The following is a 16643-nucleotide window of genomic DNA, read 5'->3' as shown; positions in this document are numbered from 1 at the left end:
TGTTCCCAATGTGACTCAGGCGACACGAAGATAGGGGTAGTAGTACCTGGTTCATGGGCGGCGCGCCGCCATGTCCGGCTGTTTCCACGCGACGGTCGGACAACCGTTAACCTCAGCGGCGTACCCGGCGGCCGGGGCGGCACGTCCGCCGTCGGTCGCCGCCACCCTCTCGAAGTCCGGGGAGCGCCCAGATGAGTTTTGCGCGAGTGCGGGCACTCGTTGTCGTCGGTCTGCTGGCGGTCCTCGCCGTGATCTTCGTGGCCGTCGCCGTGGTGCGCGACAGCCAGGGCGACGCGGGCGCCGCCAAGGGCTGTCCGGACGGCTGGCCGCTCGCCGACGTGACACTGCGCGAGACCAAGGATGTCAAGATCAACGTGCTGAACGCGACCGACGAGGCAGGTCGGGCGGCCAGCGTCGCGGACGACTTCCGCAACCGCAAGTTCCAGGTCAAGAAGGTGGGCAACGCCCCCAAGGGGGTCGACGAGGTGGCGGTGCTGCGGTACGGCCCGAAGGGCGTCGGCTCGGCACATCTGCTGCGCGCGTACTTCCTCGACAACGCCAAGACCGACTACGACCCGAAGCGCACCGACGACACCGTGGACGTGGTGCTGGGTGACGCCTTCCAGCAGCTGGCCACCACGACCGAGGTGAACCAGTCCCTCGGCGACCTCGGCTCGCCGATCGCGCCGCCCGGCTCCTGCCCGGCGCCCGTCAAGGAGTGACCGGTGTCTCCGGCGGCCTGTCACGGGCCGCCGGAGGCGTCCAGGTCGGCGAGCCGGTCGTGCAGCGGCGCGAAGAGCGCGGGAGGCGCGGCGATCACCAGGTCCGGCCCGGCCGGCCGGCCACCCAGCCCCGCGACCAGCATCCCCGCCTCGGTGGCCACCAGGGCGCCGGCCGCCTGGTCCCAAGCGGCCAGCCCCTTCTCGTAGTAGACGTCCACCCGTCCCTCGGCCGCCAGACAGAGGTCCAGCGCCGCAGCGCCGAGGCGACGGATGTCCCGTACGTGCGGAATCAGCTCGGCGACCACGCGCGCCTGGTGCGCCCGGCGCTTCGGGTCGTAGCCGAACCCGGTGGCGACGAGCGCCTGGCCCAGGTCGGTCTCGGTCGAGCAGCGCAGCCGTTCGCCGTCGCGCCACGCGCCACCACCGGCGGTGGCGGTCCACTCCTCGCCGGTGATCACATTGCGGACCACCCCGGCGACCACCTCGCCGTCGACCTCTGCCGCGAGCGACACGGCGCAGTGCGGCAGCCCGTAGAGGTAGTTGACGGTGCCGTCGATGGGGTCGAGGATCCAGCGGACCCCGCCGGCGCCCACCTCCGTGTCGCCCGCGCCGTACTCCTCACCGAGCACCGCGTCCGCGGGCCGCAGCCGACGCAGCGCGTCGAGGACCTGCATCTCGACCGCCCGGTCGGCAGCGGTCACCACGTCGGTCACCGTGCTCTTGGTGGCGGCGACCGAGACCCCCTCGGCCCGCATCCGGTACGCCGTCGCGGCGGCCTCCCGGGCCAGCCCGACCGCGATCTCCAGTAGTTCGCCCGATGAAGGTGCCCCGCGCTCCATGCCTCGTCCCCTTCCCGCACGATCGGGGTGTCCCGTCTCATGCGCGAGTACCATCCTTACAAACTCCACATCTGCGCCGTTTCGACGGTCTCGACAACCCGATACGCCGTGCGGCGCAGGATGATCGCCGCAGACGGCGTTACAATTCACCCCTGCCCACGCGCCACGGACCGCCGGTGACCGGCCGGTCCGGGACACGGGGGTTCTCAAACCACATCGCCCGGCGCGGTGGCCCCCGCTGCGCCGGACAACCCGGCCGTGCTCGCTCTTCGCCTCCGGAAGGTCATTCGTGACAGAACCCCGCCAGACCGGCGCCGACGTTCGCTCGCTCACCGACACTCTGATTGCCCACGCCCAGAGCGCCGGCGGTCAGCTGACGTCGGCCCAGCTCGCGCGCACCGTCGAGACCGCCGAGGTGACGCCGGCCCAGGCCAAGAAGATCCTGCGGGCGCTCTCCGAGGCGGGAGTGACCGTGGTCGTGGACGGGTCGGCCAGTACCCGTCGCCGAGTTGCCGCCGCCCGGTCCGCCACTCCCGCGTCGCGTGCCACCACCGCCAAGACCACCAAGAAGGCCGCCCCGGCCCCGAAGCAGGCCCCCGCCGCCGACGAGGCCACGGCGCCCGCCCCGCGAAAGGCGACCGCCCGCAAGAGCGCCGACACCACGGCCCAGGTGGCCAAGGCGGCGGCGCCGGCCAAGGCCGCCAAGGCGACCCGGGCCACCAAGTCGGCCGTGGCCGTGGCCGGCAAGGCGAAGGCAGCCTCCGGGAAGGCCAAGGGCGACGGGGCCGAGGGCGACATCGATCCCGAGGAACTGGCCGCCGAGATCGAGGATGTGGTCGTCGACGAGCCGGCCGAGCTCACCCAGGCCGCCGAGGCCGACGCGGCGAACTCCGCCAGCGACAACGACTTCGAGTGGGACGACGAGGAGTCCGAGGCGCTCAAGCAGGCCCGGCGTGACGCCGAGCTGACCGCCTCCGCCGACTCGGTCCGGGCGTACCTCAAGCAGATCGGCAAGGTTCCGCTGCTGAACGCCGAGCAGGAGGTGGAGCTCGCCAAGCGGATCGAGGCCGGGCTCTACGCCGCCGAGCGGCTGCGCGCTGCCGAGGAGGGCGAGGAGAAGCTCACCCGCGAGATGCAGCGCGACCTGATGTGGATCTCCCGGGACGGCGAGCGGGCCAAGAACCACCTGCTGGAGGCCAACCTGCGGCTGGTCGTCTCGCTGGCCAAGCGCTACACCGGTCGTGGCATGGCCTTCCTCGACCTCATCCAGGAAGGCAACCTCGGCCTGATCCGCGCCGTCGAGAAGTTCGACTACACCAAGGGCTACAAATTCTCCACCTACGCCACCTGGTGGATCCGCCAGGCCATCACCCGCGCCATGGCCGACCAGGCCCGCACCATCCGCATCCCGGTGCACATGGTCGAGGTGATCAACAAGCTCGGCCGGATCCAGCGCGAGCTGCTCCAGGACCTGGGCCGCGAGCCCACCCCGGAGGAGCTGGCCAAGGAGATGGACATCACACCGGAGAAGGTGCTGGAGATCCAGCAGTACGCCCGGGAGCCCATCTCGCTGGACCAGACCATCGGTGACGAGGGTGACAGCCAGCTCGGTGACTTCATCGAGGATTCGGAGGCCGTGGTCGCGGTCGACGCGGTCTCGTTCTCGCTGCTGCAGGACCAGCTCCAGCAGGTGCTGCAGACGCTCTCCGAGCGTGAGGCGGGCGTGGTACGCCTGCGCTTCGGCCTGACGGACGGTCAGCCGCGCACCCTGGACGAGATCGGTCAGGTCTACGGGGTGACCCGGGAACGGATCCGGCAGATCGAGTCGAAGACCATGTCGAAGCTGCGCCACCCGTCGCGGTCACAGGTCCTTCGGGATTACCTGGACTGAGCCCACATCGTCAACCTGGCGTGTCGTTTTGATCACCTGGCGTGCAACGCCGGATGGTGATTCGCCGGTTGCACGATTGTGATCGTTGACGTGGCACCCTTGGTGCACGGCACACTGTGCCTGTCATGTGTGACCTCGGTCCCCCGCGGGCACACAGGGAAGTCCAGACGCCACGAGGATGTTGCAGGATACGTGAGCAACGACCGAAGAGATTGTTCATCGGTGACGACCAGAGGAGGAAGGCGATGACCCCGACCCTCACGCCGCCGCCCGAGACGGTGAGCCCCCCGGCCGCCGATGAACGGTGCGACCGCTGCAATGCTGCCGGCAAGCTCCGTGTCACCCTGGCCGGTGGAAGTGAGCTCGTGTTCTGCGGGCACCACGCGAACAAGTACGCGGAGGATCTCGTGAAGATCACCGTTCGGTACGCGGCGGACCCGGAGTTCAGCTGGCGCGGTGCCGACCTGATGGCGAACTGAATCCGCAAGCCGACATAAGGGCCGGCCGGAAGCACCGAGAGGTGTTTCCGGCCGGCCTCTTTTCGTCCCACCGACCCCGACCCGCCCCTCCCGAACAGCCGGGCCGATCAGGTCGCCAACACCCACAGACCTCAGGATCGACGCGTCGGTGGCCGGCGCGGAATCCCGGGACGGGCAGGTCAGAGGGTCTGGACGGTGGCGATGCGCTCTTCGAGCTGCTCGATCGTCGCCTGAGCGCTCGGCGGGCCGCCGCAGAGCCGGCGCAGCTCGGCGTGGATCTTGCCGTGCGGCTGGCCCGTACGGTGGTGCCGGGCGGCCACCAGGGCGTTGAGCTGACGGCGGAGCGCCACCCGGCGCTGGGCCGCACTCATCGGTGCCGGCGGTGCCGCCGACGCGGCAGCGGCCGGCTCAGCGGTCCGCACGGCCGCTTTGCGTCGCTGCGCGGCCAACTGCTCGGCCTGCCGCTTCGAGAGCAGCACGGCGACCTGGTCGGCGGTGAGCAGACCGGGCAGCCCGAGGTACTCCTCCTCCTCCGGGGTGCCGGCCTGGGCCGCGGTGCCGAAGGACGCGCCGTCGAAGATCACCTGATCCAGTTCGGCGGTGGCGGACAGCGCGGCGAACCTCTTCTCCAGCTCGCCGCTGGCCTGTTCGTCACGCTGGGCCCGCTCGAGCAGGTCGTCGTCGAAACCTTCGCGGTCCTTCGGCTTGCCCAGCACGTGGTCGCGGGCGGCCTCCATCTCGCTGGCCAGGCCGAGCAGATGCGGCACGCTGGGGAGGAAGACCGAGGCCGTCTCTCCCGGGCGCCGGGCCCGGACGAAACGGCCGATCGCCTGGGCGAAGTACAGCGGCGTGCTCGCGCTGGTGGCGTAGACCCCGACCGCGAGGCGCGGGATGTCGACCCCCTCGGAGACCATCCGTACCGCGACCAGCCACCGCTGCTCGGACGCCGCGAACGTCGCGATCCGGGCGGACGCCCCGGCGTCGTCGGAGAGCACCACCGCCGCCTTCTCGCCGGTCAGCTGCTCGATGAGCTTGGCGTACGAGCGGGCGGTCTGCTGGTCGCTGGCGATCACCAGCCCACCGGCGTCGGGCATTCCGGCGTTACGCAGCACGCTGAGCCGGGCGTCGGCGGCCCGCAGCACCTGCGGCATCCAGTCGCCGGCCGGGTCCAGGGCGGTCCGCCAGGCCTGGGCGATGAGGTCCTGCGTCATCGGCTCGCCGAGCCGCGCCGCCAACTCCTCCCCCGCGTTGGTGCGCCAACGGGTCTCCCCGGAGTACGCGAGGAACAGCACCGGCCGCACCACGTTGTCCCGGAGCGCGTCCGCGTAGCCGTAGACCGAGTCGGCGCGGGAACGCAGCAGCCCTTCCTCGCCACGCTCGTACGTGACGAACGGAATCGGATTGTCGTCGGAGCGGAACGGCGTACCGGTGAGCATCAGACGGCGTACGGCCGGCTCGAAGGCGGCCTTGACGCCGTCACCCCAGGAGCGGGAGTCGCCGGCGTGGTGGATCTCGTCGAGGATGACGAGCGTGCGCCGGGTCATCGTGCGTCGCCGGTGCACCTGCGGGGCCATGCCGACCTGGGCGTACGTGACCACGGCGCCGTGGAAGTCGGCCGAGGAGTGCACGTCGGCGTTGCGGAAGGCGGCGTCCAACTGGATGCCGACCCGGGCGGCGGCCTCCGCCCACTGCTTCTTCAGGTGCTCGGTCGGGGCGACCACGGTCACCGCCTCCACCGTGCCGTCCACGAGCAGCTCGGCGGCGATCCGCAGGGCGAACGTGGTCTTGCCGGCGCCGGGCGTGGCGACCGCGGTGAAGTCCTCGGAGCGCCGGCGCAGGTACTCCACGAGCGCCTTGCGCTGCCAGGCGCGTAGTGCCGGAAACGTCTCGATCGCCGGCAACGGGGCTGGCACGCGAAGGCTCCTCTCCGACCGCACGAAGGCGGACCTGGGTGGGGGCCACCGGTCCGCACCGCCCATGAAAACGCCTCCGCGCAGAAGATGCCGCGAAGGCCGGAGTCAGCATAACCAGCGGGCGTCCCCGCGCCCAGGCGACGCCACGCTGGTCACATCAGCGCTGGCCCGGTCCGGGGTCGTGCGTACGCGGCGGGCGCAGTGTCGCGACCGGCACGGTCCAGCGCCGGCGCAACGCCACCATCCGCAGTCCGAAGATCAGCACCGCCGCGCCCAGGAGCGGTGCCGAGTGGGCCTGTCCCGCCCGGTCCAGCACCGCCACGACGACCGCCCCGGCCAGGGCGGCCACGGCGTAGATCTCGCGGCGCAGCACCACCGGAATCTCGCCGGTGAGCAGGTCCCGGCCCAGGCCGCCGCCGATCCCGCTGAGCATGCCGACCACGCAGGCCCCGACCGGGGGTACGTGCGCGTCGAGCGCCTTGAGCGTGCCGGTGACCGTGAAGAGCGCGAGCCCTGCCGCGTCCAGCACCAGCACGGTGGTCCGCAGCCGGGCCAGTTGGGGGTGCAGCCAGAAGATCGCGCCGGCGGTGATCGCGGCCGTGGTGGCGTACCGCCAGTCGGCGAAGGCGAGTGGTGGCATCTCCCCGATGACCAGGCCACGGAAGATCCCGCCGCCCAGGGCGGCCACGAAACCGACGAAGGCGACGCCGAACAGGTCGAGCCGTTTGGCCACCGCGGCGGAGGCGCCGGAGGCGGCGAACACCGCGACGCCGACGAGGTCGGCGATGAGCAGGGCGGTGGAGGTGGTCACCGCCGAAGGCTACGCGCGAGGCCGGAGTGGGTGCCCCGAATCAGTCGGCCCAGGAGTCGTAGATCTCCTTGCACTTCGGGCAGACCGGTGAGCCCGGCTTGGCGGCCTTGGTCACCGGAAAGGTCTCCCCGCAGAGCGCCACGACGAACGTGCCCATGACGGCACTCTCGGCGATCTTCTCCTTACGGACGTAGTGGAACAACTCCGGGCCGGTGTCGGCGTCCTTCAGCTCCGGCCGTTCGAGAACCTGTGTGCTCACGTCTGCACCTCCAACGCTCAAGTTTGGCAGCTCCTGACGGCCCGGTCCAATTCACTACGACCGGGGGCTGGCCGTACGGTGATCACTGTGACCAACTTTCACATCCGTTACGGCGCCGAGGTGGCCGACGCCCTGCGGGACGGGCGTCCCGTCGTCGCCTTGGAGAGCACCATCGTCTCGCACGGTCTTCCCCGACCGGAGAACCTGCGGGTCGCCCGCCAGATCGAAGCGACCGTGCGGGACGCCGGAGCGGTGCCGGCCACCATCGGCATGGTCGGCGGTGAACTCGTGGTCGGCCTGGACGACGCCCAGCTGACCCGCCTCGCCACCGTCGACGGTGTGGCCAAGCTCTCCGTACGCGACCTGGCCGTGGCCGCGGCGACCCGCGCGGACGGCGCGACGACCGTCGCTGCGACCAGCGCGGTGGCCGCCATGGCGGGGATCGGCGTGTTCGCCACCGGCGGCCTCGGCGGGGTGCACCGGGAGGCGGCGCAGACCTTCGACGAGTCGGCGGACCTCGTCACCCTCGCTCGGACCCCGATCGCGGTGGTCTGCGCCGGCGTCAAGTCGATCCTCGACGTGGGCGCGACGCTGGAGCGGCTGGAGACGCTCGGCGTGAGCGTGATCGGTTACCGCACCCGCCGGTTCCCCGGCTTCTACCTCACCGACGGCGGCTTCGATCTCGACTGGTCGGTGGACTCGCCCGAGCAGGTCGCCGACGTGCTCGCCGCCCGGACCCAGCAGGACCTGCACCGCGGTGGTCTCGTCGTGGCCAATCCGCTCCCCGTTGACGAGCAGCTCGACCCGGCAATGCACGACCGCACCCTCGCCGAGGGCCTGGCCCTGCTGGAGCGCGACGGGGTGACCGGCAAGGCCGTGACGCCTTACCTCCTGGCCCACTTCCATTCCGCTACCGAGGGGGCCAGCCTGACGGTGAATGTCCGGATCATCCTGCGCAACGCCGACCTGGCCGCGCGGATCGCGGTGGCCGCCGCCGCCCGCCGCGCCGACACTGAGGCATGAGCCCGCTTCACCGGATCGTCGTCGTCGGTGACGTGATCACCGACGTGCTCGCGGTGCTCAGCGGGCCGCTCGCCGCCGGCTCGGACACGGCGGCCGAGATTCGGTTCAGCGGTGGCGGCCAGGCGGCCAACACCGCCGCCTGGCTCGCCGCGCAGGGCGTCCCCGTGACGCTGGCCGCGGCGGTGGGCGACGACGCGGAGGGGCGTGACCGGACAGCCGAACTGCGGTCCGTCGGTGTCGACTGCGCGATCGAGAGCATCGAGGATGCGGTGACCGGCACGGTCATCGTGCTGGCCAACGACGGCGAGCGGACGATGGTCAGCCAGCGCGGGGCGAACCTGCGACTGACCGCGGAGCACGTCGAGCGGGCCCTGGCCGCGGTACCCGACGCGGGGCATCTGCACCTGTCCGGGTACACCCTGCTGGACGCCGGGTCGCGCGAGGCCGGGCTGCGGGCGTTGACCGCCGCCCGGGCGCGGGGTCTCACCACCAGTGTCGACGCGGCCTCCGCTGCGCCACTGCGGCGCGTCGGCGCGATGGCCTTCCTGGCCTGGGTACGCGACGTCGACCTGCTGCTGGTCAACTCGGACGAGGCGACGGTGCTGGCCGGCGGGCTGGAACCGGCGGCCCAGGCGCGGGCGCTGTCGGCGACCGCCCGGCGGGTGGTGGTCAAGCGGGGCGCGGCCGGCGCGGTCTGGGCGGACCGGACGGGCCGGCTCAGTTCGGCGCCCGCCCGCCGGGTGGCCGTGGTGGACGTCACCGGTGCCGGGGACGCGTTCGCCGCGGGCCTGTTGACGGCCTGGCTGGCCGGTGCGGATCCGGATGCGGCGCTGGCCCGGGCCGGTGACCTCGGCGCGGTGGCCGTCTCCACCCTCGGCGCCCGCCCGGCACCCTGACGGCACCGGGTTCAACCTTGCCCGTCCCCCGGGCGCGGCAACCGAGCCGGTGGTGCCCCTGTCGACCCGCACGCCGGAACGATCAGCCCGGTCGACCGGCAGGCCAGGTGCCGGGCTCGGCGAACTCGATGATGTTGCCGAGGTTGTCGGTGACGAACGCGATGCGCTGACCGATCGCGGCTACCGCCATGGGGCCTCCGATCAGCGCCACGCCGAGGTCGCGCAGCGCGGAGACGGTCGCATCGAGATCCTCGACGGCGATGCAGAAGTGGTGCAGGCGCGCCGGGTCCATGCTCGTCAGGACGTCAGGGATCGGTAGCTGCCGGTGCGACGCGCCGGCCAGGAGCTCGATCTTGACATCCCCGCTGACGAGGTAGACGAACGTCGTGCCGTGGGAGTCGAATTGCTGGTCGACAGTGAAGCCGAGCTTGCTCACGTACCACTCGACGGTGGCGTCGAGGTCCTCGGGAGTCACGCTCAGGCCGACATGGTCGTGGGAGAAGGACATGCTCATGCAGCCGAGGCTGCCCGCTCGTCGAGCCCGCGACCAGGGACGGGACGACGGTAGGAACACGGGTACCACCCTCGACCGGAGGTCAGGAGCAAGAATCAACGGCATGAACACGGACGGGACCGCGCTGGGCACGACGCTGCGCGCGTGGCGCGACCGGGTCTCCCCGGCGGCGGCAGGGCTGCCGGGCCGGCGCGGGCGCCGGACGAAGGGGTTACGCCGGGAGGAACTCGCGGAACTCGCCGGGATCTCGGTCGACTACGTCGTACGTCTGGAGCAGGGGCGGTCCACCACCCCGTCGGCGCAGGTGGTCGCCGCGCTCGCCCGCGCCCTGCGGCTCACGGACGCCGAACGGGATCATCTGCACCGGTTGGCCGGTCTCGGGCCGCCGTCGCACGAGGAGCTTTCCGACCACCTTCCGCCGGGGCTGCGCCGCCTCCTCGACCGGCTGGCGGACACCGCCGTCGCCGTCTTCGCCGCGGACTGGCGGCTGATTTGGTGGAACCGCGGTTGGGCGGCCCTGCTGGGTGACCCCTCGGCGACACCGCCGCCGCTGCGCAACTTCGCTCGCGACACCTTCCCGATCGACGGCGAGGGGCCGCGCCTGTCGCACTGGCCGGTGACCTCGCTCGCTCAGGGCGGGGTGGAGTCGGCCGTCGTGTCCGACCTGCGCCGGGCGACGGGACGCTTCCCCGGCAGCAACCGGCTGTCCGACCTGATCCGGCTGCTCGCCACCGGCAACGCACGCTTCGCCGAGCTGTGGGCCGCCGGCGCGGTCGGGGCGCATCGCGAGGATCACAAGATGGTCCACCACCCGGCGGTCGGCCTGATCGCGGTGGACTGCGACGTGATCATCGACGGCGACGCGGAACGGAAGATCGTCGTGCTGACCACGGCCCCGGACACCGAGGACGAGTCCAGGTTCCGGCTGGCGCTGCTATCCGGGTCACCGACCCCACATGCGCCTAGGGCTCGACCTCGATGACCTTGTGTGGGCGCTCCTCGGCGGTGAGGCTCATCGGCGGGTTCTCGTCGCGGTGCCGGGGCTGGAACTTGTTGGCCAGCCGGTGCTCCTCCTTCGGCGGACGGTCGTTGGCCAGCAGCACGGCGAGCCACGGAATGAGCACCATGCCGAGGCCGCAGAGCGGTAGCCAGAGCCAGAGCAGGGGAGCCTGCGCGCCGACCAGAATCGCACCCACGACCAGGCAGGCGACCCTTATACCCATCATCAGCACGTATCGCCGCTGCCGACTGTTGAGCTGGTCGCCCTGGCTGCGTGAGGCGTCGGTGATCAGGATCGGTTGGTACGCCTGACGCTTCACCACGGACCTCCTCGAGGGGTTACGCCTCATCCTGTCACTTGACGGGCGTGATCAGCGAAGTTCGGTCGCGGCGGCAACTCCGGAAGCGCTGTCGGCGGCGAGCGTGTTACGTGCGTGGTACGCTCCGCCCGTGGGCAGCAGGTTCAGCTTCACCGAAGAGGCGCTGGCCAACCTGAAGGTCTACGACGTCACGCCGGGGGAAGTCTGGGAGGCGCTGCACAGCGTCCGGCGGGTGATCCGCCACCTGGGCGACGACGTGATGGTCGTCTACGCCGCCGCCCGGCGGGGCCGTCGGTTGGCCGTGCTGCTCGCCGAGGCCGACGGCACCGACAACGACTGGGACATCCTCTCCGCCCGTGAGCTCAGCGACGCCGAGTCGAAGCGCTACGACGAGGCGGTGCGGAGAGAGCGCCGATGAGGAGGCGGTGACATGCACCGTGACGACGCGACCAAGCAGTTCCACAGCGGCGACGACCGGCTCGCGGAACTGATCGACGAGAGCCAGCCGGCGGAGCTGCCCACCCCCGACACCGACGTGCCGATGGTGAGCCGGTCGGTACGGCTGCCGCTGGAGACCTACGAACGGGTGCGGGCGGCAGCCGAGGCGCGCGGCATCGGGGTCACCACGCTGATGAGGCAGTGGATCGAGGCGGGCCTGGCCGACCTCGACGACTCGACCACCGTCTCGCTCGCCGACGTCCGGCGGGCGCTCGCCTCGCTCGCCCACCCCACCGCCGCCTGAGTCCACGCGACGGTCGGCCGGCAACCGCCGCCGGCCCCGGGCAGGCCCGGCGGCGGTCAGTCGGCAGCCTTCGCCTTGGCCGCCGCCTTCATCTGCTGCTTGTACTCCCGTACCCGGCGCAGCGACTCACCGTCGGTCACGTCGGCGACCGACCGGTACGCGTCCGGGTCGCCGTACCCGCCGGCCGCCTCCCGCCAGCCCTCCGGCCGCACGTCGAAGCGCTTGCCGAGCAGGGCGAGGAAGATCTGCGCCTTCTGTTTGCCGAATCCGGGCAGCTCGGCGATCCGGTTGAACAGCTCCCGGCCGTCGGTCACCCCGGCCCAGAGCCCGGCCGCGTCGCCGTCGTACCGGTCGACGAGCATCCGGCACACCTCCTGCACCCGGGCCGCCATCGCCTTCGGGAAGCGGTGCAGCGCGGGCGGCTGGGCGAAGAGTGCGATCAGCTGTTCCGGGTCGTACCCGGCCAGCTCCCGTGCGTCGAGGTCGTGCCCGAGCCGCTGGGTCAGGACGTACGGCGAGGAGAACGCCTTCTCCATCGGAATCTGCTGATCAAGCACCATGCCGAGGATGCGCGCCAGCGGATCCCGGTTGAGAAGGTCGTTCGCCGCGGAGTCGATCGGAAGAGCCAACGCCATGTCGCCATGCTGCCAGACCGCGATCGGCAGCCGACGGACAGACGCGGATGCGCACGCGCACGCCACGCCCCCGGGGTCGCACCCGGCGGATGGCGGCCCGACCGGTGACCGCGGAATCGGCTTCGACGGGCAAGCCGATGTTCGATAGCGCCTGCTGGCGGCACTGATGTTCCGGGTGGGCCCGTCCGCTCCAGCGGCAGCAGGCAGGATGGCGAGGTGGCCGAACAAGACATGCTGCTCTCTCCCGCCGGCGTCGAGGCGTTGCGCACCGCGCTGACCCGCGCCCGATTCACCTCGAACGGCATCGCCGACCGACTCGGTCCGCAGGCGACCGGCGGGGTGGCTCGCAACGACTTCCGCGCCGCCCTGAAGGCGACCGAGGATCGCGACCCGCTCGCCACGCTGATCCGGGTCTTCATCTGCGACCAGACCGAATCGGAGGCCGTGGTGGCGGCCGCGCTCGCGCCGCTCGACCTCGCCGAGGCGGTCGACGGCGGGCTGCTCGAACGGCACGGCGACGGCCTGCGAGCCGGCGTCGACCTGGAACCGTACGGGGACGAGTGGTGGGTGCTCGCGGACGTGCCCGCCAGCGCCCGTCCGGGGCGACCGTTGCACTCCGAGCACGTGCTCGGCATCGGTGGGGCGACCCAGACGTTGATCGGCGCGACCATCCGACGCCCGGTCGACACCGCGCTGGACCTGGGTACCGGTTCCGGCGTGCAGGCCCTGCACCTGTCCACCCATGCCCGCTCGGTCACCGCCACCGACGTCTCGCCGCGGGCGCTGCGTTTCGCCGCCACCACGGCCGCGCTCAACGGCCAGGACTGGGAGCTTCTCCGCGGCGACATGGTGGCGCCGGTCGCGGGGCGCCGGTTCGACCTGGTGGTGAGCAACCCGCCGTTCGTGGTCGGCCCCGGCACGACGACGCACGTCTACCGGGACTCCGGCCGGGTCGGCGACGCGATCGGGAGCGAACTGGCCGCCGCCGCGCCCGGCCTGCTCACCGAGGGCGGCACGATGCAGTACCTGGCGAACTGGGTGCACATCGCCGGCGAGCAGTGGGACGAGCGGGTGGCCGGCTGGTTCGCCGGCACGGGTCTGGACGCCTGGGTCATCCAGCGCGAGGTGGCCGACCCGATGGCGTACGTCAACCTGTGGCTGACCGACGTCGGCGAGGCGGCCGACCCGCAGCGGATGGCGGCCTGGCTGGACTGGTTCGACGCGCACAAGGTGGAGGCGATCGGCTTCGGGATCATCTCGCTACGCCGCGGCGGGCACGCGGACCCCGTCCTTCGGGTGGAGGACCTCCGGCAGCGGGTCGAGCCGCCGATGGGTGACCGCATCGCCACCTGGTTCGACCGCCAGGACTTCCTCCGGGTACGCGACACCGAAGCGCTGCTGGCCGAGCGCTACCGGGCCGCCGAAGGGCTCCAGCTGCGGCAGGAGGCGACCATGGGCGAGGAGGGCTGGGCCGTGGACCGGCAGGTGCTGTCCATGCCGCGCGGTCTGCGCTGGACCGAGGAGGTCGACCCGCTGGTGTTGGCGCTGGTCGGCGGCGCCGACGGCCGTCTGCCGCTACGCGACCAGCTCGCCCTCCTCGCGGTGGCGCACGACGTGGCGCCCGACGAGCTCGCCGAGGCGGCCGGCCCGATCGTGGCGCACCTGGTGGAGCGCGGCATCATCGAGCCGGTGGCCGGTCGATGAGCGCAGGGGCCTCGCCCCGGCGCCTCGGGGCGACCCGGCGGCACGACGAACTTGTGCCGGGCCTCGCCCGGTACGCCGACGGGAACGGCGGACGCAGCGCGTCCGTGCCGGGCCTCGTCCTGTCGACCGGCCGGGGCGGCTCGCGAACGGCGGGCGCCGTACCCGGCCGGAACAACGGACGGAGGACGTGCTGATGCGTGCGGTGGTGCAGACGGTCGGCCGGGCCAGCGTCACGGTCGGCGACGAGGTGGTCGGCGCGATCGACGACGGGCTGCTGGTGCTGCTCGGAGTGACGCACACCGACACCGAGGAGACCGCGCGGACGATGGCCCGCAAGGTTCACGAGCTGCGCATCCTCGACGACGAGCGGTCCGCCGCCGACACCGGCGCCCCGGTCCTCGTGGTCAGTCAGTTCACCCTCTACGGCGACGCCCGCAAGGGCCGACGCCCGAGCTGGACGGCCGCGGCACCGGCGGAGGTCGCCGAGCCGCTGGTGACAGCTGTGGTCGAGGCGTTGCGCGAGCGCGGTGCCAAGGTGGAGACCGGTCGTTTCCGCGCCCACATGCTGGTCGAGAGCGTCAACGTAGGCCCCCGCACCATCCTCCTGGACCTCTAACCCCACCCCACCCCCACTCCTGCCCTCCCCCGCCCTGGTTGATCAAGAGAAATGCGTCAGGTTCCTGGCCGGAGATGACGCAAACATCTTGATCAACCAGGGCAGAGGTGGGGGGTGGGTCAGGAGAAGAGGCCGCGGCGTTGGAGGGACTGGCGCAACCAGCCGTCGAGCTGGGCGGCCCAGTCGACACGGTCCATCGTGGCGTGGTCGACGGTGAACCGGCCGAACGCGTCCCGCCCCTCCGTGAACAGCCCGCCCCGCTTGTCCAGCTCCAACACCACCTGCGTCTGCTGGGGGTCGGCGATGAAGGTGACCTCCAGCTGGTTGATCGCCCGGCCGTACTGCGGCGCCGGGTAGAACTCGATCTCCTGGTAGAAGGGCAGCGTCTGCCGTACCCCGTAGATGTGGCCACGTTCCACATCCGCCCGCGCGAACCGGAAACCCAGCCGCAGCAACGCCTCCAGCAGACGTTCCTGAGCGGGTAGCGGGTGCACGGCGACGGCGTCCAGGTCGCTCTTGTCGACCGCGCGTGCCACCTCCAGTTCCGTACGCAGCCCCATCGTCATCCCGTGCAGGTGCTGCCCGTACAGCTCGGTGACCGGCGTCTCCCACGGCACGTCGAAGCGGAACGGGATCTCGTGCTGCTGCCCCCGCTCCAGCCGGAACGCGCCCGTGACCCGCTGCCGGTGGAACTCCTGAGTGGTGTCGTACTCGTTGTCGCCGCTCTCCACCTCGACCCGGGTGACCAGCCCGAGGGCCACGTACTCGATGTCGACCTGATGGTCGCCACCCGTCACCTGGATGCGGCCCTCCAACTGGCCGCCGGGCCGGCAGTTCGGGTTGGTCAGCACGGTTTCCACCGACGGTCCACCCACACCCATCGCCTGCATGAGCCGTTTGAAGACCACTGCACCCCTCCGTAGCCTCGCGGGGCCGGTCACGCCGGCCGGTCGATGGCACGGTAACCGGGCCGGGCAAAGCCGACCCGGGCCGACACTCCGACCCCTCGCGGCCGCGCCGACTCCACCGATCCGACCGTATTGCTGTCGGGTCCCCGATCGCCTCACTCCCGTTTTACGCCCCGCCCGCCAAGCTGTTTGTCACCGGCGGCACCAGGCCGGAAGCGCACGACACGGACACGGGGAGAGACGAAGATGGCCCTGCAGATGACGGAGCACCAGATGCGCCCGACCGCGGGCACGAACACCGACCCGAGCGCCGAGGTCCTCACCGATCTGGACGCCACCGACGAGCGGGGCGTCTCCACGGACCTCGTCCGGGCGTACCTCAACGGCATCGGCCGGACGAAGCTGCTCACCGCGGCGCAGGAGGTCGAACTCGCCAAGCGCATCGAGGCCGGCCTGTTCGCCGAGGAGAAGCTGGTCACCTGCACCCCCGTCTCCACCGAACTGGGTGCCGACCTGGAGCTGATCGCCGCGGAGGGTCGGGCCGCCAAGGACCATCTGCTCGAGGCGAACCTGCGACTGGTGGTGAGCATCGCCAAGCGCTACACCGGCCGTGGCATGGCCTTCCTCGACCTCATCCAGGAAGGCAACCTCGGCCTGATCCGCGCCGTCGAGAAGTTCGACTACACCAAGGGCTACAAGTTCTCCACCTACGCCACCTGGTGGATCCGCCAGGCCATCACCCGCGCCATGGCCGACCAGGCCCGCACCATCCGCATCCCGGTGCACATGGTCGAGCAGGTCAACCGGATGGTCCGGGCCCGCCGGGAGTTGTCGGTGACGCTGGGTCGCGAGCCCACCGTCGCCGAGGTGGCTCGGGCGCTCGACGTCCCCGAGTTCCAGGTCATCGAGCTGATCTCGTACGACCGTGAGCCGGTCAGCCTGGACCAGGCCGTCGGCGAGGACGGCGAGAGCGCGCTCGGCGACTTCGTCGCCGCGGTGGACCCGCGGGAGCAGCCCGGCGACGCCGCGGCCAACGGCGAGCTGCGCAACGAGGTACGAATCGTGCTGGCCACCCTCTCGCAGCGCGAGCAGGCGGTGATCCGGCTGCGGTTCGGTCTCGACGACGGCCGGCAGCGCACGCTCGACGAGGTCGGCCGCGAGTTCGGCCTCTCCCGGGAACGGATCCGGCAGATCGAGAAGGTGACGCTGCTGAAGCTACGCGCCCCGGAGCGAGCGCAGCGCCTGGAGGCGTACGCCTGCTGATCAGGGCGCGTGGTCGGAGGGCCCCGGCGGTTCGCCGGGGCCCTCCGCGCGAGCTGACCAGGCTTCGGCCACCACCACGCGGCCCTCGGAGTGGTTGATTCACCCGGCC

Annotated in this window: 19 protein-coding genes; 11 read left to right on the top strand and 8 right to left on the bottom strand. The window is 71.6% G+C overall.

What is annotated here, in order from left to right:
- Positions 1-206: 206 nt before the first annotated feature.
- Positions 207-722, top strand: a complete 516-nt coding sequence (locus tag BXA10_RS17000; protein WP_175649233.1) for a LytR C-terminal domain-containing protein — start codon at positions 207-209, stop codon at positions 720-722.
- A 20-nt stretch (positions 723-742) separates the two neighbouring features.
- Here BXA10_RS17000 and BXA10_RS16995 read toward each other — a convergent pair whose 3' ends face one another.
- On the bottom strand, positions 743-1561 hold the full coding sequence (locus BXA10_RS16995; RefSeq protein WP_076471367.1) for an inositol monophosphatase family protein: 819 nt from the start codon (positions 1559-1561) through the stop codon (positions 743-745).
- Positions 1562-1850: 289 nt separating this feature from the next.
- Here BXA10_RS16995 and BXA10_RS16990 point away from each other — a divergent pair, with 289 nt between their 5' ends.
- Both BXA10_RS16990 and BXA10_RS16985 read left to right on the top strand, forming a co-directional pair.
- The gene (locus BXA10_RS16990; protein ID WP_076471366.1) at positions 1851-3452 is read left to right on the top strand and encodes an RNA polymerase sigma factor; all 1602 of its coding nucleotides are present in this window, start codon (positions 1851-1853) and stop codon (positions 3450-3452) included.
- A 245-nt stretch (positions 3453-3697) separates the two neighbouring features.
- On the top strand, positions 3698-3931 hold the full coding sequence (locus tag BXA10_RS16985) for a DUF7455 domain-containing protein (protein ID WP_076471365.1): 234 nt from the start codon (positions 3698-3700) through the stop codon (positions 3929-3931).
- A 179-nt stretch (positions 3932-4110) separates the two neighbouring features.
- Here BXA10_RS16985 and BXA10_RS16980 read toward each other — a convergent pair whose 3' ends face one another.
- From BXA10_RS16980 to BXA10_RS16970, 3 genes are all read right to left on the bottom strand, one after another.
- Positions 4111-5844, bottom strand: coding sequence for a DEAD/DEAH box helicase (locus BXA10_RS16980; RefSeq protein WP_076471364.1), 1734 nt, complete (start codon positions 5842-5844; stop codon positions 4111-4113).
- A gap of 157 nt (positions 5845-6001) precedes the next feature.
- Complete coding sequence (locus BXA10_RS16975; protein WP_076471363.1) at positions 6002-6655, bottom strand: trimeric intracellular cation channel family protein; 654 nt, start codon at positions 6653-6655, stop codon at positions 6002-6004.
- Between the two features lie 40 nt (positions 6656-6695).
- Complete coding sequence (locus tag BXA10_RS16970; protein ID WP_076471362.1) at positions 6696-6914, bottom strand: DUF3039 domain-containing protein; 219 nt, start codon at positions 6912-6914, stop codon at positions 6696-6698.
- 87 nt (positions 6915-7001) lie between these two features.
- Between BXA10_RS16970 and BXA10_RS16965 the strand changes: the two genes are divergently transcribed.
- Positions 7002-7937, top strand: coding sequence for a pseudouridine-5'-phosphate glycosidase (locus BXA10_RS16965; RefSeq protein ID WP_076471361.1), 936 nt, complete (start codon positions 7002-7004; stop codon positions 7935-7937).
- A complete protein-coding gene (locus BXA10_RS16960) occupies positions 7934-8833 on the top strand; it encodes a carbohydrate kinase family protein (protein WP_076471360.1) in 900 nt (299 codons plus the stop codon). Before BXA10_RS16965 ends, BXA10_RS16960 begins: the two co-directional genes overlap by 4 nt.
- A gap of 82 nt (positions 8834-8915) precedes the next feature.
- On the opposite strand, the gene BXA10_RS16955 is transcribed toward BXA10_RS16960, so the two are convergent.
- A complete protein-coding gene (locus tag BXA10_RS16955) occupies positions 8916-9347 on the bottom strand; it encodes a VOC family protein (RefSeq protein ID WP_175649228.1) in 432 nt (143 codons plus the stop codon).
- 103 nt (positions 9348-9450) lie between these two features.
- On the opposite strand from BXA10_RS16955, the gene BXA10_RS16950 reads away from it, so the two are divergent.
- On the top strand, positions 9451-10329 hold the full coding sequence (locus BXA10_RS16950; RefSeq protein ID WP_076471358.1) for a helix-turn-helix domain-containing protein: 879 nt from the start codon (positions 9451-9453) through the stop codon (positions 10327-10329).
- Here BXA10_RS16950 and BXA10_RS16945 read toward each other — a convergent pair.
- Positions 10310-10666: a DUF3099 domain-containing protein gene (locus BXA10_RS16945; protein WP_076471357.1), complete on the bottom strand. Its 357-nt coding sequence runs from the start codon at positions 10664-10666 to the stop codon at positions 10310-10312. The genes BXA10_RS16950 and BXA10_RS16945 overlap by 20 nt on opposite strands.
- A 130-nt stretch (positions 10667-10796) precedes the next feature.
- Between BXA10_RS16945 and BXA10_RS16940 the strand changes: the two genes are divergently transcribed.
- A complete protein-coding gene (locus BXA10_RS16940; RefSeq protein WP_245828286.1) occupies positions 10797-11084 on the top strand; it encodes a hypothetical protein in 288 nt (95 codons plus the stop codon).
- Between the two features lie 12 nt (positions 11085-11096).
- Positions 11097-11408 carry a hypothetical protein gene (locus BXA10_RS16935; protein ID WP_076471355.1) on the top strand — a complete coding sequence of 104 codons (312 nt, stop codon included), beginning with the start codon at positions 11097-11099 and terminating at the stop codon, positions 11406-11408.
- A gap of 56 nt (positions 11409-11464) precedes the next feature.
- On the opposite strand, the gene BXA10_RS16930 is transcribed toward BXA10_RS16935, so the two are convergent.
- Complete coding sequence (locus BXA10_RS16930; RefSeq protein ID WP_076471354.1) at positions 11465-12043, bottom strand: HhH-GPD-type base excision DNA repair protein; 579 nt, start codon at positions 12041-12043, stop codon at positions 11465-11467.
- A 231-nt stretch (positions 12044-12274) separates the two neighbouring features.
- Between BXA10_RS16930 and BXA10_RS16925 the strand changes: the two genes are divergently transcribed.
- Together BXA10_RS16925 and dtd are read left to right on the top strand one after the other, a co-directional pair.
- Complete coding sequence (locus tag BXA10_RS16925; RefSeq protein WP_076471485.1) at positions 12275-13747, top strand: DUF7782 domain-containing protein; 1473 nt, start codon at positions 12275-12277, stop codon at positions 13745-13747.
- Positions 13748-13940: 193 nt separating this feature from the next.
- On the top strand, positions 13941-14363 hold the full coding sequence (gene dtd / locus BXA10_RS16920) for a D-aminoacyl-tRNA deacylase (RefSeq protein ID WP_076471353.1): 423 nt from the start codon (positions 13941-13943) through the stop codon (positions 14361-14363).
- A gap of 119 nt (positions 14364-14482) precedes the next feature.
- Here dtd and BXA10_RS16915 read toward each other — a convergent pair whose 3' ends face one another.
- Positions 14483-15271: a sporulation protein gene (locus BXA10_RS16915; RefSeq protein ID WP_076471352.1), complete on the bottom strand. Its 789-nt coding sequence runs from the start codon at positions 15269-15271 to the stop codon at positions 14483-14485.
- Positions 15272-15517: 246 nt separating this feature from the next.
- Here BXA10_RS16915 and sigB point away from each other — a divergent pair, with 246 nt between their 5' ends.
- Positions 15518-16534, top strand: coding sequence for an RNA polymerase sigma factor SigB (gene sigB, locus BXA10_RS16910; protein WP_425436078.1), 1017 nt, complete (start codon positions 15518-15520; stop codon positions 16532-16534).
- Positions 16535-16643 lie beyond the last annotated feature (109 nt).

It is taken from the genome of Micromonospora avicenniae (genome assembly GCF_900156065.1).
In the GTDB taxonomy this organism is placed as follows: Bacteria; Actinomycetota; Actinomycetes; order Mycobacteriales; family Micromonosporaceae; genus Micromonospora; species Micromonospora avicenniae.
Note: the sequence above shows the minus strand (reverse complement) of the source record. Positions and strands in the feature narration are given on the sequence as shown.